General features: G+C 37.8%; 23 protein-coding genes and 2 pseudogenes. 1 reads left to right on the forward strand and 24 read right to left on the reverse strand.

Features of this window, described 5'->3' with window-relative positions:
* From WKT10_RS07360 to WKT10_RS07435, 16 genes and pseudogenes are all read right to left on the reverse strand, one after another.
* Nucleotides 1-838, reverse strand: an 838-nt coding sequence (locus WKT10_RS07360) for a recombinase family protein (RefSeq protein ID WP_340276428.1), incomplete at its 3' end; no start/stop codon positions are given.
* Nucleotides 839-949: 111 nt separating this feature from the next.
* Nucleotides 950-1159, reverse strand: coding sequence for a hypothetical protein (locus WKT10_RS07365; protein ID WP_002303258.1), 210 nt, complete (start codon nucleotides 1157-1159; stop codon nucleotides 950-952).
* 988 nt (nucleotides 1160-2147) lie between these two features.
* A complete protein-coding gene (locus WKT10_RS07370) occupies nucleotides 2148-3362 on the reverse strand; it encodes an XRE family transcriptional regulator (protein ID WP_002303260.1) in 1215 nt (404 codons plus the stop codon).
* Between the two features lie 127 nt (nucleotides 3363-3489).
* Nucleotides 3490-3960: a GyrI-like domain-containing protein gene (locus WKT10_RS07375; RefSeq protein WP_002303261.1), complete on the reverse strand. Its 471-nt coding sequence runs from the start codon at nucleotides 3958-3960 to the stop codon at nucleotides 3490-3492.
* Nucleotides 3957-4199, reverse strand: coding sequence for a DUF3781 domain-containing protein (locus tag WKT10_RS07380; RefSeq protein WP_002303262.1), 243 nt, complete (start codon nucleotides 4197-4199; stop codon nucleotides 3957-3959). The genes WKT10_RS07375 and WKT10_RS07380 overlap by 4 nt, the downstream gene beginning before the upstream one ends.
* A gap of 545 nt (nucleotides 4200-4744) precedes the next feature.
* Nucleotides 4745-5275, reverse strand: coding sequence for a dihydrofolate reductase family protein (locus WKT10_RS07385; protein WP_002303421.1), 531 nt, complete (start codon nucleotides 5273-5275; stop codon nucleotides 4745-4747).
* A 181-nt stretch (nucleotides 5276-5456) separates the two neighbouring features.
* Nucleotides 5457-6113 carry a hypothetical protein gene (locus tag WKT10_RS07390; RefSeq protein WP_002303420.1) on the reverse strand — a complete coding sequence of 219 codons (657 nt, stop codon included), beginning with the start codon at nucleotides 6111-6113 and terminating at the stop codon, nucleotides 5457-5459.
* Between the two features lie 104 nt (nucleotides 6114-6217).
* Nucleotides 6218-6713, reverse strand: a pseudogene (dfrF, locus tag WKT10_RS07395) (trimethoprim-resistant dihydrofolate reductase DfrF).
* Nucleotides 6714-7131: 418 nt separating this feature from the next.
* Nucleotides 7132-7245: pseudogene (locus WKT10_RS07400) on the reverse strand (helix-turn-helix domain-containing protein); the annotation flags it as partial.
* A 23-nt stretch (nucleotides 7246-7268) separates the two neighbouring features.
* Nucleotides 7269-7928 (reverse strand): phosphatase PAP2 family protein, encoded by a 660-nt coding sequence (locus WKT10_RS07405; protein WP_340276432.1) that lies wholly within the window; start codon nucleotides 7926-7928, stop codon nucleotides 7269-7271.
* 439 nt (nucleotides 7929-8367) lie between these two features.
* Nucleotides 8368-9612, reverse strand: coding sequence for a plasmid recombination protein (locus tag WKT10_RS07410; RefSeq protein ID WP_340276434.1), 1245 nt, complete (start codon nucleotides 9610-9612; stop codon nucleotides 8368-8370).
* A gap of 258 nt (nucleotides 9613-9870) precedes the next feature.
* A complete protein-coding gene (locus WKT10_RS07415) occupies nucleotides 9871-10104 on the reverse strand; it encodes a hypothetical protein (RefSeq protein ID WP_003019356.1) in 234 nt (77 codons plus the stop codon).
* Nucleotides 10105-10176: 72 nt separating this feature from the next.
* A complete protein-coding gene (locus WKT10_RS07420; protein ID WP_016439644.1) occupies nucleotides 10177-11187 on the reverse strand; it encodes an AAA family ATPase in 1011 nt (336 codons plus the stop codon).
* Nucleotides 11188-11320: 133 nt separating this feature from the next.
* Nucleotides 11321-11683 (reverse strand): plasmid mobilization protein, encoded by a 363-nt coding sequence (locus WKT10_RS07425; protein WP_116441492.1) that lies wholly within the window; start codon nucleotides 11681-11683, stop codon nucleotides 11321-11323.
* Nucleotides 11676-12761, reverse strand: coding sequence for a site-specific integrase (locus WKT10_RS07430; protein ID WP_116441493.1), 1086 nt, complete (start codon nucleotides 12759-12761; stop codon nucleotides 11676-11678). The genes WKT10_RS07425 and WKT10_RS07430 overlap by 8 nt, the downstream gene beginning before the upstream one ends.
* 14 nt (nucleotides 12762-12775) lie before the next feature.
* Entirely contained in the window at nucleotides 12776-12964 is a 189-nt protein-coding gene (locus WKT10_RS07435; protein WP_003019365.1) for a hypothetical protein, read from the reverse strand.
* A gap of 175 nt (nucleotides 12965-13139) precedes the next feature.
* On the opposite strand from WKT10_RS07435, the gene WKT10_RS07440 reads away from it, so the two are divergent.
* Entirely contained in the window at nucleotides 13140-13571 is a 432-nt protein-coding gene (locus WKT10_RS07440; RefSeq protein WP_340276439.1) for a helix-turn-helix domain-containing protein, read from the forward strand.
* Between the two features lie 338 nt (nucleotides 13572-13909).
* On the opposite strand, the gene WKT10_RS07445 is transcribed toward WKT10_RS07440, so the two are convergent.
* The 8 genes from WKT10_RS07445 to WKT10_RS07480 form a co-directional block, all read right to left on the reverse strand.
* The gene (locus WKT10_RS07445) at nucleotides 13910-14407 is read right to left on the reverse strand and encodes a nucleotidyltransferase domain-containing protein (RefSeq protein ID WP_009247521.1); all 498 of its coding nucleotides are present in this window, start codon (nucleotides 14405-14407) and stop codon (nucleotides 13910-13912) included.
* Between the two features lie 84 nt (nucleotides 14408-14491).
* Complete coding sequence (locus WKT10_RS07450; protein WP_009247522.1) at nucleotides 14492-16036, reverse strand: ATP-binding cassette domain-containing protein; 1545 nt, start codon at nucleotides 16034-16036, stop codon at nucleotides 14492-14494.
* Nucleotides 16037-16489: 453 nt separating this feature from the next.
* Nucleotides 16490-16867, reverse strand: coding sequence for a TnpV protein (locus tag WKT10_RS07455; RefSeq protein WP_009247523.1), 378 nt, complete (start codon nucleotides 16865-16867; stop codon nucleotides 16490-16492).
* Between the two features lie 26 nt (nucleotides 16868-16893).
* Nucleotides 16894-18033 carry a plasmid recombination protein gene (locus tag WKT10_RS07460; RefSeq protein WP_019190307.1) on the reverse strand — a complete coding sequence of 380 codons (1140 nt, stop codon included), beginning with the start codon at nucleotides 18031-18033 and terminating at the stop codon, nucleotides 16894-16896.
* A 355-nt stretch (nucleotides 18034-18388) separates the two neighbouring features.
* Nucleotides 18389-19543: an AAA family ATPase gene (locus tag WKT10_RS07465; protein WP_009247525.1), complete on the reverse strand. Its 1155-nt coding sequence runs from the start codon at nucleotides 19541-19543 to the stop codon at nucleotides 18389-18391.
* Nucleotides 19533-19868, reverse strand: coding sequence for a plasmid mobilization protein (locus WKT10_RS07470; protein WP_009247526.1), 336 nt, complete (start codon nucleotides 19866-19868; stop codon nucleotides 19533-19535). Before WKT10_RS07470 ends, WKT10_RS07465 begins: the two co-directional genes overlap by 11 nt.
* Nucleotides 19858-20949, reverse strand: coding sequence for a site-specific integrase (locus tag WKT10_RS07475; RefSeq protein WP_009247527.1), 1092 nt, complete (start codon nucleotides 20947-20949; stop codon nucleotides 19858-19860). Before WKT10_RS07475 ends, WKT10_RS07470 begins: the two co-directional genes overlap by 11 nt.
* Nucleotides 20950-21138 carry a LysR family transcriptional regulator gene (locus WKT10_RS07480; protein ID WP_340276451.1) on the reverse strand — a complete coding sequence of 63 codons (189 nt, stop codon included), beginning with the start codon at nucleotides 21136-21138 and terminating at the stop codon, nucleotides 20950-20952. It abuts the gene before it with no gap.
* Nucleotides 21139-21348: the final 210 nt, after the last annotated feature.

Here is a 21348-nt window from a genome sequence, read left to right on the forward strand (position 1 = left end):
CACTTTCGGGCTTACGCACTTTCTTTTTGCTCTTGAACGATACCGTAGACTGCATATTGTGAACACTGTTTCCGATATAAACCTCACTTTTCAATATCGCCTTGACATGAGCAATCGTCCACTCATAACGCTTACTTTCGGGTTTTCCCTCAAAGATATGTGCAAAAGTACCGTATCTTGTAAAATTTAGCCATGACGCTGTCGGAACTTTTTCTGCTCTTAACTGCTTTGTGATTTTTGCACTTCCGTAACCTTGATAGGCTAGGGAAAAGATTTTTTCAATAATCCATTTTGTTTCATCATCAACCAACAGTTTTCCTTTGATGTCAGGGTGTTTCTTATATCCTAACGGAGCATAAGCACCGTAATGAGCCCCCTCCGCAAACTTTGTCTTAAATGCTGATTTGACTTTACGGCTTGTATCTCTTGCCACCCATTCATTGATGATGTTCTTAAATGGTGCAATCTCACTTTCGCCTTTTTCGCTGTCTACACCGTCATCAATCGCTATGTAGCGGACATTATGACTAGGGAAATACAATTCTGTATATTGTCCTGTCATAATATAATTTCTGCCAAGACGGGAAAGGTCTTTCGTTACAACACAGTTGATTTTTCCTGCCTCTATATCCTCAATCATTCTTTGAAAACTCGGTCTGTCAAAATTTGTTCCCGACCAGCCGTCATCAATATATTCATCAATGACATTCAAATGATGTTCTTTTGCATATAAACGCAACATACTTCTCTGTGTGGTAATGCTGGAACTTTCGCCCTGTAATTCATCATCTCGGCTTAACCTAAGATAAAGTGCAGTATTGTAAATCTGTTGTTTCATTGTCAGTTATCCTCCTTTATAACTAACCCGTGTTTACAATACCTGCTTGCAAGTAAAGTATAACACGGGTACTTTTTGTCATTCAATCTATTTCTTACAACTGCACCGATTTTATGCGATTGTCTGCTTTGCTTTTTCCAGCATGACATCAGTTAGAAGTTCTTCCATTGTTTTGCCCTTTTCGGAAAAATGCTCTTTTACTACAATCTTTGTCTTTCCTCTGTTGCCAATGCCACACTTGCCATTTTTCTTTTGAATTGTTTTTACAGCATTATCAATAACACATACCCCCTTTCTGTAAAATCTTTCTAAGCAATTCAACGGCTTTTGTCATAGCCCACAGGAGTTCCACCTCTGCATAGTTCTTATGTAGCCGTACCCATTGCGTGCGACGCTCTTAATGCTCAAGCTGTGGCTGTACGGGAGTATCATTATCTGACAGTACAGGTCATGGCGATAAAAGAGGACAAATCTTTTACAAGAACACAAATAGGTTTTCGCTCGCTCTTGCAGGGGAAAGGTCGTGGCGTATTTGTTTCAACGGCTAGCTGTCTGTCAAACGTATTGAATAGCTTTATTCAGTTGTCAAAGAACGATTGAAAGAAAAAAATCGTCTTTCCTATATATCGCGTTGGAAAAGAGGAGAAACGTAACCAAAATCCAAAACTTTTTCCATTATTAGTACAAATGGAACGGTTCATTTTGGCAATCAACGGTTGATTTTCTCCTTTTTCACTACTATCTGTACAGCAAACGTCCATTTGCTAAGTTTAAATGGAAAAATTTTAACTTCTTTTCATGCACCATATAGGGATAGAAAATGTCATTTTGCTAAGTTGATGATGAAAAAAGAATATTTTCCTTTTCACACCCTAACTACCCAAACCATACCGTTACTGCCAACAATAGAATGAAATATTTTCTTTGCACCATATAGGGAACGGAAACCTTAAATTGTTAAGTTGAGAACAAAGTATTTTCATCTTTTCACATCAACACTCAACTGCTAATGCCTGTTTGAATACAAAATGATGATGTTTTTCCTCTTTTCACAGAAGACTGTCCACTAATCACGAATTTCCGTCATTTTTTCAAAACTTTTTTCTTCTTTCACTTCATATAGGGACAGCAAGCCCCGATTTAATGACCTATTTTCAAAAAAAGTTTAGATTTCCTTTTCTCGCACCATATCTGTACGCAAGTAGCCATTTTGTTGCAGATTTAATAAAAAATTTATTTTTCTTCTTTCACTTCACATAGGGAATGAAAACAGCTCTTTGCTGACTAAATCTGAAATTTTTCAATTACATTAAAAAATACCGTCATTCTCTTGTGGAACAGCGGTATCTATACGTTCTTCTATGGTTGATTTCTCTAATTGTAATAAATGTTTATGCTTGTCTTTTAGTTCTGCCTGCTCAATCATATCTTTCAGTATCGTTGTACGATTTTCTCTGTCTAATGCCTGTACCATTTTTATGGTTGGTGCGACTTGTCTTTGTAGCCAATGCAACGCTTTTTGTAAAGTGTAAGGCTCTGGCTTTGTGGTTAAGCGTATCGGCTCTCTGTTTTCCCCTACAAACCATGCCCAATCATCATTTGTTATCCATTGACTTTTTGGCTTGTCGTCCTCTCTGTCAACAAAGCGGACATAATGATTGATGATAGAAAAAGCGGTGCGTTCAGCGTCCCGATAGGTCAGTAAATCTACAACCGCATAATAGGCTCGTTCGTTCTTCATGCGTATTTCAAAACGGTTCTTAATCTCCGTATCTTCAATTTCTGTGCCATTCTTGACATACTGCTCATAATTTTTCTGATAAGCACACATATATAATTCGCTACTTGTTGAACCGAGATATAAGGTTTCTCCTGTATTCTTTGGTAAATCGCTACCGCATTTTTCTGTACCGCTGTAATCTTTCTGCATACGGAAGTAGGACATACATTCGCCAGCCTTGTATTTTTCCTTTAACTTTGGAATATCCAATATTCCTGCTTTATCATTGATAGCCAAATCAAGCCGTTTCATCACACCACCAGCCGTCATACAATCCAGCATGAAGTCATACCATGAGCGTTCCTGTGCCAGCAGATAACATTCCATTTGCCGACAGCCTTTGCCTTTCAGTTCCAATAAAACACCTAAATGCTCCTGCATGGAACACATGATATTGATGTCGCCAAGTACATATTTGCTTTCATATCCGTATTTTCCATAATCTTCATAAAGCATGTAATTAGATTTCAGTTGTAATACATCACGGATAATCGCCAATGCGTCCGTAGTAGGAAAGCGGACACGAAAGTAATCAATCAATAAGAATAGTGGTTCTTGCGGATTGAAACGCTCAATCTGTTTTTCTATGATTTCTCTTAATTCGTCATTCAATGGCTGTTTTCCTTTTTCAATGCGGTTGTAATATTCACGGCTGATACCACAGGCAACAGCAAGCCTTGTTTGTGTTACTCCGTATTCCTCACGCTTTTGTCTTAGTTCTTCAATAAAGTTTTTATCATTCATTCTTCAATTCCTCCAATCAAAAAAGGCAACTACCATAATTGATAATTGCCTGTCATTAAAAATCTGTATAGAAAAAGCAGTCAATCCTAAGACTAACTGCTTTGTGTGTATGGATATAAAATTGCTTCTAATCTTGAATAGGTATCCAAATTTCAATAACTGAATTATCACTATTCCAATGAAAACGATAATCGTATTTTTCAAAGTGTAGGATAATATCTTTTATAGGAATATACGATGTACTAGGAATAATTTCTTCATAAATCTTGCCATAAGTTTCATATATTTTATCCATAGCACCAATATGCTCCACAACCAAATATTTATAAGACGGTATTTCTTTATACAGAAAGCCCTCTGGGGTAATGGTTCTTTGGGGAATAGAACAGAAATAATAAAGTTTTCCATTTCTTCTTTCCATAAAAGCATATTTTACCCAATTTCCTGATTGTGAAAGATACGCTTTTTTCAAACTACTGTTAAACTTTCTCCAAAACTGTGTACTAATCTGAATATTCTTTTTTTGATAATTAGTCAGTTCTACTTCCTGCCCAATAACTGCAAATGCGTTTAATTCCTTTATAGAAAAATTTATCATTTTACCTTGTGAGCAGTGATAACGGTATAACTGTACGCATTTACCGTTATAATACAATTATCAATCGTTATATACCAGTTTTTTCCTTTTCTTGTGATTTCCGCATTAGAAAGGCTAATTTTTTCTTTGCACCATTCAATTACATTTTCTACATTCAAAGATAAGTTCTTTTTAATTCTAATAACGCCAAGTTCAGTTGTGTGAAGTCTTCCTAAGTTTTCCAGTAATTCATTTTCCATATTTTGATACCTCATTTTTCAGCAAATTTATTTGTATGTTTTATACCCCAATTATAACATTCTCATATCAGCACTACAATAAAAATAATTAAGCACCAATAATCTTATTGAACATCTCCAACCGTAAATCTTTCACACCATCAGTGATAAACACTGAGCTGACAGCAATTACGACAACTACCATAATTGCCTGCACTTAAATTTCTGCAAAAGAAAACGACAATCAATTTCTTATTTTTTGAAATCAACTGTCTTTCTCATATTTACTATTCAATTTTCATAGTGATATAGGTACAATTTATATCACTACTGTAAAAATGGGGTTTTGCCTTATAAATACAGCGTTTTCCGCTTGTTAGTGTATAGTGTTTCTTGTTTTTTGTGCCCCCCTTGTTAGATAACGGGGGCTTTGAACGGCTCGCAAGCTCGCCGAACCGCCGAAGCGAACCGCCCCCTTGCAAGCATGGCGGAAAAATCTTAAGGATTTTCCCGCCAACGTGGTCGGATCGCTCCGTCGGTTTAACAGCTTTTCTGTTTCTCTCTAGTTATCTACGCATATAAATCAAATCGGTTATTCCGTTATAAGTCTGTGTTTTACAAAGCCTTAACTTTATTTCCCTGTCTATGTTGCCCAAAAGACGAACCCCATTTCCTAACAGAGTAGGAATAACAGAAATGTAATATTTATCAATCATATTTTTGCTTACCAACTGCTGAACAAGATTTGCTCCGCCACAAATCCAAATATCCTTTCCTGCTTCTTGTTTTAGCCGTTCCAATAATAAAACAGGATTTTCACTTGTAAAATGAATTTGTTGGGAAGAATTGCACTCTTTATGTGTTAATACATAAGTTGTAAATTTATTATATACCCATTCTTGCGGAGAAAGTTCAGTAACAACCTGATGAGAAGTATTCCACCCCATTAAGACAGTATCTATATCTTTGGTAAATTCTGTATAAGTGTCGATGTTTTCATTGTCATTTCCATGACCATTTAGCCAAGCTACTCCACCATTACCGTCCGCAATATATCCGTCAAGGCTCATGGCAATAAATAAAACTACTTTTCTCATTTTTTCTCTTTTATAAATACAAACAGGAATTTATTTCTCTTTTTTACTCATAAGGGAACAACTGATTGCTACAAATAAACCCATTAAAATCCATGGAAATGCTGCTCTTATAAAATCACTAACCATACTTTATTCCTCCTTAAATTCCAATTTCCTTAGTTCTACAAACTGAAATTTTTGCCTATGAATGTATCTTGTTCTTTATACGCAAACAGGCTTCTGTGTGCATAATCCAATGTCTTGAAAACGGCATTTGAATTAGTCCACAAATATCTTTATTACACCAATAATCAATCAGCCAAATTGCTTTTTCATTGTCGTTTACTACATTCAACGATTCTAAGTATCCTTTTCTTTCTTTCGGTATTTTTCTTTTCAATTCATCATAAGATAACCGTTCAAGCATTTTCTCAGTGCTTTCCCATACTTCGAAAATATATAAATATAATTCTTCCAGATTAAGCTGTTTTGAAAAGTCTGCAATCTGCTGTTTCATGAGTTCATTTCCTGTTGTAATGATAGGTGAATTGATACGCTCTTGATAATTGCCTGCAAAAAATACTTGTTCATCTTCATTTATCACTGTATGCACAACTATATCTTCAATGCGGAAAATATGCCAAATAGAATAAGCAATCGTCTTACTATGATAACCATCAGCGTTTATGAAGGGGATTGAGTTAAAATCTTCTCTGCATAATTCTTCTTTGAAAGATACTAAGGTTTGTATTAACTGACTTCGTAAAGTAAGTAAAGTATCAATACCCCTCTTATAAGTATCTTTCTTTTTTATTTGTGCCTGCATTGTTTTATTAAGTTCAGACCATTCCTTATTCATATTCAATCCTCTCTCAAATTCTGATTTTATCGCCCCATACAAACTGGAATTTGTCTTACAACAATTTATATATGCATAAAAAGCAATATATTTATGAAAACACCCTAAATCCAAAATTTACTCAATTCATTTTTTCCTTACATAAAATGTTCTCGTATATTTCACTTCCTCACCAAGTGTTTCCCCTATCAAAACTTCAAAATCATTGATATCAAATTCTGGAAAGAATGTATCTCCATCTTCAATATTTAAATCTACTTCTGTGATATACATTTTATCTACTATTTGCAAAGCTTCCTTAAATAGTCCATATCCACCAGATATGTATACATCTCGTCCTTTAGCCAATAATAATGCATCTTCTAATGATTTAACTGAAACTAAATTATCTCCTTGATACTCTGTTGTGGTGGAAACAACAATATTCATTCTATTAGGCAACGGATGACCGATTTCTTCATAAGACTTTCGCCCCATAATAACCACATTACCCGTTGTTAACTCTCTAAATTGCTTTTGTTCTCCCTTTATTTTCCATGGTATATTACCATTCTTGCCTATAACATTATTCTTTGACCTCGCAACAATCAAACCTATCATCTATTTCATCCTCCATAATATGATGTCGTACCTGTGATTCCATCAAGTGCACCACATCTTAACAAACTCAAAATTATCTCGAACTAACCAGCTCGACAAATTCCTTTTTTGTCTTCATCTGCATTATATCATATTGTTATAAGCATTGCCATTTCTTTTCTGCTTTTGAAAAGTTACTTATCAGCCTATGTTTTGTAAAGGGTGATATTCAGCATTTCTCACGCAACAAGCCCTTGACAAACCATAGACTAATAAGTTTTAAGGTAATCAAGCAGAAATGAAATAGTCTGCTGTTTCACGGCAACAAAAAAGAGATACCAACACACTTATGTAGTATCTCTTAGTCTAGTAGCAATATTCTTTTGTTTGCAAGCAGGTAAACATGGGCTGTTTCTTAATATCTTTTTGTTTGGGAAACACCAGATTCCCATTTTGAAATAGCAGTTCTAGAAACAAATAATGCCTCGGCTAATTCTTCTTGTGTCAAACCTCGGATTTTTCTTAATTCCTGAAGTTTTTCATGAAATTCCAAAATCTGCACCTCCCATTCCAATTCTATTTTTCCTTTATTACCAACATAACTGTCGCTTTATAAATCAAAACCAATCCGGTACTTAGTAGTACACCGCCTACGATATCCGTGAACCAATGCACTCCGGCAATCAATCTCCCAATCACCATGAATCCCGAAAAAGCTAGTGATACAATTGTTATGATTCTTTTCGCCACATCACCAGACAACCTGCGCTGGATTTGTTCAATAAAAACTGGCATCACACTCAATACCAATAATGTAGTTGAAGATGGATAAGATGCCTCCATTCTTCCTTCTATTAAAATTGGTCTGTAATTGATTGGTATAATTTCGAAAATCACATATGCCAAGATCACAACAGCAAAATATACCCCTAAGATCATAATATCTGCATCAACCTTGAAAATACTTCTTCTTTTAATCAACTGAATCAACCCAATACCCGCGAAAACCAAACATACAACGATAGGTACCAGGCCCATCCAATCAGTAATTGTATAAATCACCTTATTCACCCCTATCAAATGGTGAAACCAGCAATTGAATGTTGCAAATCCAATACTGGTTTCATTTTGACCAACAGATTGCACATCCACCATCTGAATCAGCGCTGTCCATAACACAAACATTGCAAGGAATACACTTCCAAGTAATAAACATCTTTTTTCGTTCTTTTTCATCATTTTACATCCTTTCTGATTTGGTTTGTCTTTCTAACACCTTCACCTTATCCAAAAGCATAAAACAATGAAAGAAACGTTCTTTCACATATGTGACACGATTCGTGTCACTCCCTCAAATGCTTATTTTTCAATATATTCTTCTGATTTTCTATCGCTGCAAATTCAAATATGTTGCTTACATTATACTTCATCAAAAAAAGAAATGGAAGTTTTTTGTGCTAGAGTTTCTGCTTACATCTTGTAACGCACATTTCCACAAATTCTATTTTACCTTTCCTTGTATCACATTACTTATAGAGCATTCACCTAATTCTCAAAGGCCTGCCAAAGCTATTTTCTCTCTTCGCCTATATAAATCTATTCTCTCTGATTTACAATTCCAAAAAACAATGTCTAGACTTTGCTTTTTTAGCATAAATTTTATTTCTTCATCCCTTTATCTCCCCTCTCTATCTATACGTCTCTTCTTGATTTTTTGCTTTGCATTTGCCTGTTCCAAATGCTTTGCCACTTCTATCGCTTCCTTGACCTTATTTTCTCCCAAAACAGTTACAACCCGATCCATATCATATGCCACATTCAACAAAGCTACATTCTCTTTCTTTATAACAGATACTTCCTCTCGCAACCGTTCTACACGATTTTCAAGATCCATATTTCGATCGGATAGCTTTCGATTTCTGTCTTTTAACTCCAAATACTTGCTATATAATGACTGTATCATGTTTGCAACTTTTTTCAATAGAGGGAATATCCTCTTTCGATAAGATTTTGCTGACTCTAAAGTTCCAGCTTCTAGCAACCATTCTTCCGGGTAATATCCATACTCACGTGCATGCAAGTCAACAAGTCCAGCTTTTGAATTTAGTGCAGAAAATCGTTTCTCTAAAACTTCTGTCTTTTTAATTACTGCATCTCTCTCTTTTTCTACCTGTTCTTTTTCCTTTTGGATTTCATCCACACATTCACTGATATCATGTAAATCATGCTCCAATAAATTCTTATGTTCCGTTAATTCTTCTACTTCCTGTTCTCGAACCTTTTTCTTGTAATCCAATACAGAAAGATGTGGTTCATGAGTTCCTTTCTGATCCCATTCTATCTCATTTTCTCTCATGACCATGGCTAGTTTTTCCTTTTCCGATTGCACCCATTGATTTAACTCTGTCTCACTTCTCGATCCACCTTTAAATCCTAATGACGATAAGGCTTGTTTTAAAGATACTCTTGTATCAAGTCCTCGCTTACTTCCTGCAACATAGGGAATAAAATCAATATGTAGATGTGGCGTTGCTTCGTCTAAATGCAGATGAGCAGCAAATACTCTCAACGTAGGATTTCGTTCCTGAAATCCTTTCATGTATTCATCTAATATCTTTGCAGCAAGTTGTCCCTCCATCGTTTCTGATCCCATATTGTCTTTATCACCGATCTGAAGGATAACCTCATGAAATAATTTTTCTTGTTTCCCGGAACGTATCTTTTCATAGTAATCATCTATCTTACGATCTTTTCGAGTCTGTTTATCGTTGTAACGTTTCAAGGCTTCGTCAAATAATTCATGATATACGTCTTTGATATCTTCATTACAATATTCAACATTCCAATGGGTTCTGTTCGGATCCGTATTCTTTGCATGAAATTTTCTACTGTTATGGTTCAGGGAGCCTTTCCCTGTCATAAAACTAATCGTCCTCTTCAATAAATCTCCTTTCCTTCATTTTAAAACGCCAGATATGGCGATCATGTTTTGTTACTTTTGTCAAAAGTAACGCAAAAGCACTTTCGACAGCCTAACGTCCATCAAAAGTACCCTTGCGCCCTGCCGGGAGCTTTCAAATCAGCCAGCACTGTATCGGCTACACCCTACAGCAATTCTCCTTGTTTGGTATCATACAGGTGCGTGCCACGCTCCTGTTCTATATTCCCCAAACAAACATCACCACCGATAACTGGCTGACACTCCACGCTTATCTAAATATTCCTGTCGTGCTTTCTCCTGCTCTTCCTCAGAAGGAGCCGTCTTATACTTCGTATAGAGTTCATGTCTGACTAATGCATCCAATTTTTCTTCCAAGCCATTTCGAATATCTTCTTCATACTGATCATCTGAACCCAGATGATAAAAGATCAATTTTCGAAACAGTTCATAATCAATCTGTACTTTTTTCATCACTTCACTCCTTTTTAATCAAGGTGGCAAGATTCCCTATTCTTTAAGATATGGTAATCTTGCCATCTTCCTTTACTCTTCTTGTAACATCCAGAACCATTTATTCCCTATCTTCACAGAATCAATCTGTAATTCCTTCTTCGCATTCCAAAGTGTTTTCTTTTTAATTCCTCGTTCTTCTGCTTCTTCCGCTATTTTTGCCTGTTCCATTGATCCATTTGCTAAGATCTCTTTTAAAAATTCTTTCGCACTTCGGATCTTTTGCCCTCGCCCATCACCAGACAATAAGTCCTCTGCACTGATGTCATATTTTCCAATCCAATGAAATCCTTTTTCTTTGTCTAATCGAAAGGCGATAGCATCTCCTTCCGGAGCAAGAGAACTCTTTACATGACAGATCACTCGGATTTCCGGTTCATCTTTCACTCTTCCAACAATCAACACGCTTCTTGCTGCCGCTTGAAAGTCAATAGAACCCAATCCACGATAGGATGATTTTCCATTACTATTTTTATTCATATGACCGATCAGAATAATGGCACATTGATATTTTTCTGCTAATACAGAGATTCTTTTCATCAATGGGCGAATCTCATTTGCCCTATGCATATCAACACCAGCCCCTAGAAAGCCTTGAATTGGATCTAATACTACAAGTCTTGCTTTCGTCTGTATGATCGCTTCTTCCAGCCTTGCATCTACCATTGTTAATGGCTGATCCTGATCATCAATTACCAAGACTCTGGAACAATCTGCCCCTGCCGCTAACAATCTTGGTTTGATCGTATCGCCCAGTCCATCTTCAGCTGTTTGATAAATCACATTGATTGGCTCTACACCTGTCTCTTCAGATTTTCCTTCGCTTGTCTCACTTAATATTGCTTCTCCTTTTGTTAATTTTGCTATGATCTGCAACACCACAGTAGTCTTCCCCTCTCCAGGATCTCCCTGAATAATGGTGACCTTCCCATATGGTATGAAGGGATAAAAGAGCCATTCGATTTCTTCCACTTCAACCTGATCCATGTGGATCAATTTCAGGCATGGTTCTGCCTTTTTTACTTCTCTATAATTATCTTCCATTTCCACCTCCTGCCCAACCGGGCAAGTCCCTGGCAAACAGAATTTAACAATTGTTGCAACAACAATTTTGTGATATACTCAAGTTGTTAAGGTGATATATCAGTTATTCTGATGATCAGGGAACTTGCTCAGATTATTTCTGGGCTTTTTCTTTTTTCCTTTTTTCATAGTTTCTTTCTTCTGCAAATGCATTTAATATCTCCAACATTGTTCGAATAGGTGTAAACAACTCTTCATCGGCATCCTCTAATGTAGTTAACCTTTTTAGTTCCTCTTCAATCCCTCGAAGCTGTTTTCTAAACTGTACTAACATCAACGGATTTCCTACTGCTGTGACTTTTTGATGTAAAACACTTTCAATGATATATTCTTGTCTCGTCTGGTATCCACAAAGCTTTACTCTTAAATTCAGCTCTTCATTTTCTTCCGGAGACATTCGAAACGCTATGGTTACATTACGCCACCGATTCTTGTTATCCCTATTTTTTTCACTCATCCAGATATTCCTCTCTTTCCTGATTTAGATTTTCCGCCATTTCTGTTTGGATTGTCGGGAATAAATGCGCATATCGATATGTGATTTCCACACTTTCATGCCCTACCCTTTCTCCAATTGCCACCGCAGAATATCCCATATTAATCAACAATGACACGTGAGAATGTCGTAAATCATGGATTCGTATTCTCTTCACTCCTGACAACTTCACACCACGATCCATTTCATGATGAAGATAGCTTTTTGAAATTTGGAATATCCTGTCATTTTCATTTAAACCATACAGCATTCCTATATACGCTTCTAATTCTTCGCTTAAAAATTCCGGCATGGTGATTATGCGATTACTCTTCACAGTCTTAGGATCCGTAATAATATCCTTCCCCTCTAATCTTTGATAAGACTTATTGATCCGGATAGTACAAGCCTGAAAATCGAAATCTGCCGGTGTCAGTGCTAACAACTCTCCCATACGCACTCCACACCAATATAAGATTTCAAATGCATAAAAGGAGATTGGCTTATCCGCCACCGCTTCAATGAACTTCATATACTCTTCTTTTGTCCAGAAAAGCATCTCTTTTGTTCTTTCTTTTCCCATAGATCCTGCCTTACGTGCAGCATTGCTTTTCAAATCATAGAAATTAACTGCATGATTCAAAATTGCACTCAGCTGATTATGGATGGTCTTTAGATAGACCTGTGAATAGCCTTCTCCTTGTTTATTCCGATAGTTCATCATGGTGTTCTGCCATTGCCGAATATCGGAAGGTTTTATTTCCTGCAACTTCTTTTTCGAAAAATATGGGAGAATCTTTTTTTCTACAATATGCTTTTTCGTCAGCCAGGTATTATATTTGATTCTGGATTTGATATCATTCAGATAAAGATCTACAAAATCTTCAAAATACATATCCAGACTCAAATTCTCCTTTAATTTAAACGCTCTTTCCCATTCCTGGGCATCACATTTACGTTTAAATCCCCTTTTCGTCTTCTGCTTTCTTACGCCGGTCCAGTCCTTATAATAGGTTCTTACCTCGTAAGTATTTGACTTTTGGTTTTTGATTACTGTCAAAACATCACCTCCTGCTATTTCATTTCGTTCATACCGTAAACTCGTTCTTCAAAATATTTACGGCTGATTTTTCCTTTGACAACAACGAAACCTTTTTGTTCCAATTCCGCATTTAACTGACGGATCAAACGATACGCATAGGAATCAGATACTTCTAATTCTTTCGCTACTTCTTTTGCTGATATAAATAATTTACTAGCCATCTATATCCCTCCTTTCTTTTTCAGTTCATTATCGAACGGTGTATATGCATCATAACATTTCATTCCCGTACTGTCAATAGAATAATTTCAAAAATGAACGGTTTATTTTTATATTTCATTTTTGAACTGTTTATGCTATACTTTTAAGTAACAATCAGCAAAGGAGTGTTTTCCTATGACAGTAGGTGAGAAAATAAGAAAATTCCGGATCGATCAAGGATATACACAGAAAGAATTGGCAATCATGTCCGGATTGAGCGAATCGGCAATTAGAAATTATGAACTTGGGAATCGTTTTCCATCATCAGAACAATTGGAAAAAATAGCAAACTCATTAAAGATCAGTCCATACGCCATGTCTGATCCAAACTTTGATACTTATGTTAGTGTCATGCACGCATTATTTGCTTTAGAGGATCAATATGGTCTGCACGCCTACCGGGATGAATCCGGCGTACCACAACTCATGTTTAAAGACAAAGGACACGATTCTTTAAATATGCTGGATCATATTGGGGCATGGGCTGATATGTACCAGAAATTCAGAAATGAAGAGATTACAGAAAAAGAATATTTAGACTGGAAGAGCCAATTCCCAACTAAATAAGAAGAAATTATTTACAATAATATTAAAAAAGTATTGTCATTTGATTGTCAACGGACATAGAAAGAGCCAAGAAAGCCCGTAAAATAGGCATTTCTTGGCTCTAATATATTATTCAAACTCTACAAAGACTAACGCTTTTTGTTTAGGAATTATTCTCTGTAATGTTTCTCGTTCTTTTGATTATTTGATATATCCATATTATCCTGCCTATACGAGCTAATGTTATCATTTTGTTATCGGCATTGATAACACCTACTCGATAACTGTGGATAATAACTATATGTAGCATGTCAAATTATAAGCTATTTTGCTTAGAGATTCAACACAAAACTGAAATTTTACTTTTCCTTATATTCATCTGGTATTGCTATTTGAAATGTTTCACACAACAGCATCACATCATGCACATCATTTTTATCGTGTTCATATCCCAAATGAAGCATTACCTGACTCAATGGTTCAATACAAGAAACAGTTATATCTCCAACTTTTCCAATACCGGAAAAAGTTTTTGATGGAAATATATCTCCCTCATAAACAATTCCGTCATCTGTAAATTCAAAACAATGTAAATCAATGATTCTTTGTTTATCATCTTTCCAGACAGTATGACCATCCGTTGTATAATCAGTATTTACTTCCTCAAATCCATGCTGCTTAATCACATAAATATAATCATGATAATGTTTCAGTTCAACAAACAAATCAATATCATTGTGTATTCTTGATTCTCTTTTAAGAAGTGCATCAACACCCCATCCGCCATCTAAATATACTTTAATTTCGTTTTGCAAAGCATATTTTATAATTTCACATGCATCTTCTGTACGTACCATAATCTATCCTCCAAATTCAAATCTTTGTATGCTTTCCAACTCACTAAAAGCCTGAAATTTGTCAGTCTTTCATCCTTTTTGTTATCAATCACCAATTAGCTGTAATCCATTAGGATTTAGCTGATATATTTTATCGCACACCTCTTCAATATACTTTCTATCGTGAGAAATGCTAATGACAGCCCCCGGAAATTCTCGGAGCATTTTTCTTATTACCGGACCGGACAATGGTGAAAAATTTCTTGTCGGTTCATCCAGAATAAGAACATTTGCACCACTTAAGCTCATCCTCAAGAGAAGCACTTTCGCCTTTTGTCCGCCTGATAACTCCCGAATCGGATGCTCCATTTCATCTGGTGTGTATTTAAGTGAACCAAGGTATGTTCTAATTCTTGTACGCTCTTCTTTATCTCCTGTTTTATCAAGGTAATCAACCGGTGTAACATCCAAATCCAGCAGGTCTTCATAAGTTTGAGGCATATATTCTGCTTTAATGTCATTCCGATTTAGGAGTTCTTCCGCTATCTTTTTTAGAAGAGTCGTTTTTCCTGCCCCGTTGGCTCCTATCATACAGATTTTTTCTGAACCTTTTATTTTTAAATGAATTCCTTCTGCTAAAATTCTTTTGCCATCCGGAGTCACAAGCTTTGAAAGTTCATATTCTATGACCGTTTTTCCTGCGGGAATGTGTGAGTTTTCATCCCCTAATTTGACAAAGATTGCTTCTTCCTGTTCCGGCATCTGAGTCATATTTTCATCTTCTTTTTCAAATCTTCGTTCCATTGCCTTAACCGTATGCATTTTGTCCTTTAAGTTTTTGGCAACAGACGGTGCTTGTCTGGTACAACTTCTTAATGCACCTTGTACACTCTGCATAACTCTTTGATATTTTTCATCGCGAATCTTTTTCTCCCTACGGTCACTCAGTGCCCGCTGTTTTTGGATTTCAAATTTATGAAGCCGTTCTTCCACATAGCGTCTATAGGGAAGCTTTGCCACGGTATATCTCGCCTTTGTTTTTCGTATAATCTGCTCGATATGTATCACCATGTTGGCAGTACGCTCTATCAGCGTTTCATCGTGTGAAATAAAAAGCACAATGTGCTTCCAGTCATTTATGATTTTTTCCAGTAATGTAAGCGTCGCAATGTCGATGTCATTGGAAGGTTCGTCCAACAACAGCACAGAAACATCGCGAATGAAAAGCCTCATAAGTTGTGTCTTGACTTTTTCGCCTCCTGAAAGACTACCCATTGTCTGGTTACTGTAGAAAAAATCATTTTTCATTCCAAATTTTCCCGCAATAACAGACAATTCTTTAGGCGTTTTCTCCCAGAATATTTCCTCTTCAGAAAAATATTCGTATATTGTTTTTTCCTTATCTTCATCGAGCATCTCCTGCGGAAGATAACCAAGACGTTCGTGTCCCATTATCCTTTCCCCATCTGCTTCTATATAGTTTTCTACAAGCGACGGATTGTATATCCACTTCATTAATGTCGATTTCCCATTTCCCTCTTCTCCAATAATAACTGCCTTATCTCCATCATTTAGCACAAGGTTGAAATCATTAAGAATTATTCTCAGGTCTTTTTTATGTGTTAAATTTAATTTTTTTATCTGCAACATTAAAGTTTCTCCTTTTCGAAGTCTGAGCCAATTATTATTTTGAACACACAAAAACGAGTCTTTTTTGCATACGCAAAAATAGACTCGCTAAATAGACCCTTATTTCTTTTCCAAAAGGAAAACAAAGGAAATGCCTCTTGCGATAATCCAACTTAAGCGTACACAAAACAAACCTATTCTCTACAGGCTCAATAACTATATGTGTCTTACTTAAATCAAATTATCTATTAATCATTTCCTCACCTTACACAAAATGTGCCTTTCTTTCTTCTAATGGCAATACTATCATACTGTATTTTTTGTGTCAATACATTTCACCTTATGGAAGTGCAAATTAAAATTTTCACTTCCTAATTATACATCCAACCATTACGAAATTCAATCTTTCACAACCTCTTTACAACCACAACCACAGCACTCCAGCAAACGCAGGAGCACCATACCGTAAAACGCTTATGTGTAAATCAACTCCGTTCCTACAACTTCCCTCACACAAGCCTGAATATTATTCATTCTTCCAATCCATTCGTAGGGATTATCTTTCTTTAATTGTTCCGTCACATCTTGTCTGTCGGCATATTCCTTTACCAGTCGAAGAAACATATCCTCTGCTTGCTTATCGACTTCTGCAAGATAACTATGCAGCTTTCCGCTTGTCAGCAGGTTCATATATAACACTTTATAGTGTTCCTTTAAATGCCTTGCATGTCGTTTCCCCCATAAACCAATCGGCTCTATTTCTTCTTCGGCTGGTACTGTGATGTTCGGCAATAAATAATCACCCACCTGTCTATAAGTTCCGCCCATTTCTTCAAAAATTGTCTTTGTCATTTTCCTTTTCCTCCTGTGATTTTTGTCTATCGTGATCGTGTATTATCACGCTTGCGACCTTTAACTGTTCTTGCCTGCTCCAACAAATCATCTATCTGTTTGCGACCAAAAACCTTACGGAGCAGGCTGTAATCTTTATTTTCTGCTTTTAGGATTTTGTTTTCTTCGGTCAATCTTTCATTGACTTTCTCCAAACGCTGATTGGTGCGGTATAACTGTGCATTCGCTGTATTCAGCCTATGATAGTTGTCCCACCCCTCAAAGCAGCGGGCAAGCACCGTTTTGACAAGTTGCTTCAATTTCCTTACAACCGGCTCTGCCATTTTGGTTTTATATGCCTTTGCAGTCATAAATTTCTCTGGTTCTGGCAACTGATATTTCGGTGCAGTATCAAGCTCTATTTCAAGATTTGACAGCTCGTCTTTTGCCTTATCATAGTTCAATACTCGTTCCGACAACACATCAAATTCAATCTGTTTCTGCTCGATTTTCGCACCTAATGCCGCCACTTCTTTTTCTCTTTCCTGCTTTTTATAATCCAAAACAGAAAGATGTTTTTCGTGTGTGCCTAAATGTTCCCACTCAATCCCATAACGTTCCATCACCGCCGCAAGCTGTTCTTTTTCGGACTGTATCCATTGCGACCACTCCGTATCGCCACGACTGCCGCCCTTAAAACCTTGCGTTGCAAGAGCCTGCTTTAGTGACACTCTTGTATCAAGTCCACGCTTGCTGCCTGTGGTAAAAGGTACAAAATCTATGTGCAGATGTGGTGTAGCTTCATCCATATGCAGATGAGCCGAGAACACCCGAAGCTGTGGATTTCGCTCCTGAAAACCCTGATAGTATTCATCTAAAATCTGCTTTGCCAGTTCTCCGTTTTCCGTATCGGCGTTCATATTTCCCTTACCGCCCACCTGTAAAATGATTTCGTGGAACGGTTTTTCCTGCTTGGAACTTCGGATTTTTTCATAATAATCTTTTATCTTTCGGTCTGACCTTATCTGCTTGGCATTGTATCTTTCCAATGCTTCATCAAACAATTCGTGATAAACTGTCTTTATATTTTCATTGCAGTAGTCGATATTGAGATGAGTACGAGTTCCGTCTACATTTTCTGCTCGGAACTTTCGGCTATTGTGATTGACCGAGCCTTTACCGACCATTGCACTTATCGTTCTCTGCATTTTTTCATCTCCCATCTGTAAATTTCAACATTCTCAGGTTTTGTTACTTTTGTCAAAAGTAACGCAAAAGCACTTTTGACGGGTACACCCATCAAAAATGCGACCTGTAAACAGGTTTTGCGTTCTCCGAAGGCTCTCCGAGGGGTGAGCGTGTGCCGGTGGCACACACGCCTGCGAACCGACCGAGCCAGCAGGCGAGACCAAAGAGCCGCCTTTGAAAAGGCACTCTCTGCACACTCCCCTAAACTTTATCCGGTGTCAAAGTGTGACGATGGTGACAATGTTTTTCACAGCGTGCTGCTCTCAAAAACATTGACACCTTTGACACCGTTTGTCACGCCGTCTGCTCGGTTTCTTTCCAAAGTGAAACCTTTCTTCCGTCGTGTGTGCGGCTGTTCTGATAACGGATACCGTAATCACGAAACAGCCTGCTTGCGTTGATACTGAGCCTTAAAGAAAGTACATTCGGCTTTATATCCACCGCAAGCCTTTCGCAAAGTTCCGAAGCAGTTCCTTCCCATCTGTCACTTTCCGAAAAGAGCGTATCCGCTATCTTCTCAAGCAGAGGTTCGGGCGGTTCTTTCCACATCTCCGTTTCCGATTTTGCAAAGTTCCACACCAATCGCTCGCTGTCCCTTACAAGATGGATTTTCATATCCTGCTGGTCTCTGCCAGCAACATCAAGTGTGGCATTGTTGGAAGTACGCTTGTCCTTACTGAGAACAAATGCACCGTCTGCCGCACCCATCAGACCATTCGTGCCTGAAATCATATCGAATATATCTTCCGATTTTTGTTTGCGTGTATGATGAACAATAAGCATTGAAACCTTGTAACTGTCTGCCAACGCTTTCAGCCTTGCCACAACATCATAATCACTTGCGTAGCTGTAATCTGCTCCGCCTGCTTCACGCACACGCTTTAAGGTGTCTATGATAATCAAGCCTGTGTCTGGGTGTTCCCTCATAAACCCTCTTATCTGTTCTTCCAGTCCGCCATTGACCGTTTTACATTCCGTTGCGAAATACAGATTGCCTGTCTCCTTTGCACCGAACATCTGAAACAATCGCTTCTGCAAACGTGGGTAATCATCTTCAAGGGCAAAATAAAGCACCGTTGCCTTACGCACCTTATACTCCCAAAGCGGTGTGCCTGTGCTGATATGATAGGCAAGCTGTGCCATCATAAAGCTCTTTCCCACTTTCGGGGAACCTACGAAAAGGTAAGTTCCCCTTTGGAGCAGACCGTCGATAAGTGGTGTCTGAACCTCAAACACCGTATCATACAGCGTTGTCATTGATACTGTTTTCAGATAGGAAGGGTCTAACTGTCTGAGTATTTCCCTTTGCATTTCTTCAAAAGATTGCTCGTACCCCTTGAAATCCGTATCCTGATTGACTATACTATTGTCAGTACATTTGGAAAGTGACTGTTCCGCATCTGTTGCCGCAGATACATTTGGAATAGTCATTTCTTTTTTATTCTCCATTCGCATCCTCTCCTTTCAAACCGCCGAGAATAATGGAAATCAGTTCTATTACACTCAGCAGTTCATCATCCACACCTTTTCCTGCTTCAATCCTTTTCAGTTCCGCAAGGACTGTGGCAAATTCCGTTTTCAACGCCTTATACACTCTCGGATTGCCCTGTACCACCACATCCTGATTTAAGCAACGGCGGTAACAATACTCCTGTTTTGGCAATCCTGATAGAGCTACAGCTCTGTTAATGAGTTCGTTTTCTTCGGGCGATACTCGAAACCCTACTGTGATATTCCTCCAACGATTTTTGTTATCTCTGTTCTTAGCTGACATTTTCAAAATCTCCTTTCCCTAAATCATCTAATTTTTCTGCCATCTCAATCTGCTTTGACGGAAAGAGGTGTGCGTACTGATAAGTAATATCAATACTTTCGTGACCAACTCGGTCAGCAATCGCCACCGCAGAAAAGCCCATATCAATCAAGAGTGAAATGTGGCTGTGACGGAGATCGTGAATGCGGATACGCTTCACGCCTGCCGCCTTTGCCCCTCTGTCCATCTCGTGATGAAGATAGCTTTTCGTCACCGTAAAGATACGGTCTTTCTTCTTCAATCCGTAAAGCATACCGAGATATTCTTTCATTTCCTCACACAGAAACTTCGGCATTTTAATCGTGCGGTTGCTCTTTTTCGTTTTCGGAGAAGTAATCACATCCTGCCCTTTCAAACGCTGATAGGATTTATTGATTGTGACTGTTTCCTTATCAAAGTTGAAATCTGCCGGAGTCAAAGCTAACAGCTCGCCCTCTCGGATACCGCACCAGTAAAGCATTTCAAACGCATAAAAGGAAACAGGCTTGTCCATCATCTCAAAAGAGAATTTCTTGTATTCTTCCTTTGTCCAGAACAGCATTTCCTTGTGTTCCTCACGTCCCATATTTCCCACCTTTGCCGCAGGATTGGAACGCAGTTCATAGTAGCGGACAGCGTGATTGAAAATGGCGGACAACTGATTGTGCAGCGTTTTCAGATACGTCTGTGAATAAGGCTTTTTCTTCTCATCACGATAGGCAAGCATTTCATTCTGCCAAGTAATAATCTCCTTTGTGGAAATCTCGCTGATTTTCAGTTTCCCGAAATACGGAAGTATCTTTGTGCGTATGATATGCTCTTTGGTAAGCCACGTGTTTTCCTTCAAACGGTTCTTCACATCATTGATATAAAGCTCCGTAAAGGCTTCAAAACTCATATCAAGGTCTGAAGAAGTCTGCAATTTGAACATTCTTTCCCATTCCTGTGCTTCTCGTTTGGTAGCAAAGCCACGCTTGCATTTCTGCTTGCGTTCCCCTTTCCAGTTCACATACCTTGCCATCACATACCAAGTACCGTTATCTTCATTCTTAAATACCGGCATTTACATTTCCCCCTTTCCTGCTCCGTAGAGCCTTTCGTAAAAATACTGGCGATTTACACGCCCTGCAATCGTAATAAAGCCCTTTGCTTTCAATTCCTCATTTAATTGTCTGATGAGTTTATATGCATAAAGTTTTGATACGTTTAGTTCCTGAGCCACATCTTCGGCTCGGATAAATCTGTTTTCCATATCCTTTTTCTTCCTTTCTTAAAATAATTTTTTGCTTGCCGCTTTCTCCGTGTTAAAGTTCCAACAGGCACTCCTGCTTGTCGGCAGGCGCTGTGCTGTCCCAATGCACCGCAGTACATCAGGCGCTCGCTCGTATAGGGGTTCCCGAAAAGTCGGAGACTTTTGGGGAAGAGGAGGAGCAGTGCAGCGAATGAGCTTTTGTGCTTGCAC

It is taken from the genome of Enterocloster sp. HCN-30185 (genome assembly GCF_037890305.1).
Taxonomy (GTDB): Bacteria; Bacillota; Clostridia; order Lachnospirales; family Lachnospiraceae; genus Enterocloster.

Coding starts and splice junctions, on each gene's coding strand:
- WKT10_RS07445 (WP_009247521.1), bottom strand. CDS start 14,407: ATGGTACGTACAGAAGATGCATGTGAAATTATAAAATATGCTTTGCAA.
- WKT10_RS07405 (WP_340276432.1), bottom strand. CDS start 7,928: ATGAAAAAGAACGAAAAAAGATGTTTATTACTTGGAAGTGTATTCCTT.
- WKT10_RS07460 (WP_019190307.1), bottom strand. CDS start 18,033: ATGGTCGGTAAAGGCTCGGTCAATCACAATAGCCGAAAGTTCCGAGCA.
- WKT10_RS07420 (WP_016439644.1), bottom strand. CDS start 11,187: ATGGAAGATAATTATAGAGAAGTAAAAAAGGCAGAACCATGCCTGAAA.
- WKT10_RS07370 (WP_002303260.1), bottom strand. CDS start 3,362: ATGAATGATAAAAACTTTATTGAAGAACTAAGACAAAAGCGTGAGGAA.
- WKT10_RS07375 (WP_002303261.1), bottom strand. CDS start 3,960: ATGATAAATTTTTCTATAAAGGAATTAAACGCATTTGCAGTTATTGGG.
- WKT10_RS07450 (WP_009247522.1), bottom strand. CDS start 16,036: ATGTTGCAGATAAAAAAATTAAATTTAACACATAAAAAAGACCTGAGA.
- WKT10_RS07470 (WP_009247526.1), bottom strand. CDS start 19,868: ATGTCAGCTAAGAACAGAGATAACAAAAATCGTTGGAGGAATATCACA.
- WKT10_RS07480 (WP_340276451.1), bottom strand. CDS start 21,138: ATGGAAAACAGATTTATCCGAGCCGAAGATGTGGCTCAGGAACTAAAC.
- WKT10_RS07390 (WP_002303420.1), bottom strand. CDS start 6,113: ATGAATAAGGAATGGTCTGAACTTAATAAAACAATGCAGGCACAAATA.
- WKT10_RS07440 (WP_340276439.1), top strand. CDS start 13,140: ATGACAGTAGGTGAGAAAATAAGAAAATTCCGGATCGATCAAGGATAT.
- WKT10_RS07410 (WP_340276434.1), bottom strand. CDS start 9,612: ATGACAGGGAAAGGCTCCCTGAACCATAACAGTAGAAAATTTCATGCA.
- WKT10_RS07385 (WP_002303421.1), bottom strand. CDS start 5,275: ATGAGAAAAGTAGTTTTATTTATTGCCATGAGCCTTGACGGATATATT.
- WKT10_RS07435 (WP_003019365.1), bottom strand. CDS start 12,964: ATGGCTAGTAAATTATTTATATCAGCAAAAGAAGTAGCGAAAGAATTA.
- WKT10_RS07465 (WP_009247525.1), bottom strand. CDS start 19,543: ATGGAGAATAAAAAAGAAATGACTATTCCAAATGTATCTGCGGCAACA.
- WKT10_RS07380 (WP_002303262.1), bottom strand. CDS start 4,199: ATGGAAAATGAATTACTGGAAAACTTAGGAAGACTTCACACAACTGAA.
- WKT10_RS07475 (WP_009247527.1), bottom strand. CDS start 20,949: ATGCCGGTATTTAAGAATGAAGATAACGGTACTTGGTATGTGATGGCA.
- WKT10_RS07455 (WP_009247523.1), bottom strand. CDS start 16,867: ATGACAAAGACAATTTTTGAAGAAATGGGCGGAACTTATAGACAGGTG.
- WKT10_RS07415 (WP_003019356.1), bottom strand. CDS start 10,104: ATGAAAAAAGTACAGATTGATTATGAACTGTTTCGAAAATTGATCTTT.
- WKT10_RS07425 (WP_116441492.1), bottom strand. CDS start 11,683: ATGAGTGAAAAAAATAGGGATAACAAGAATCGGTGGCGTAATGTAACC.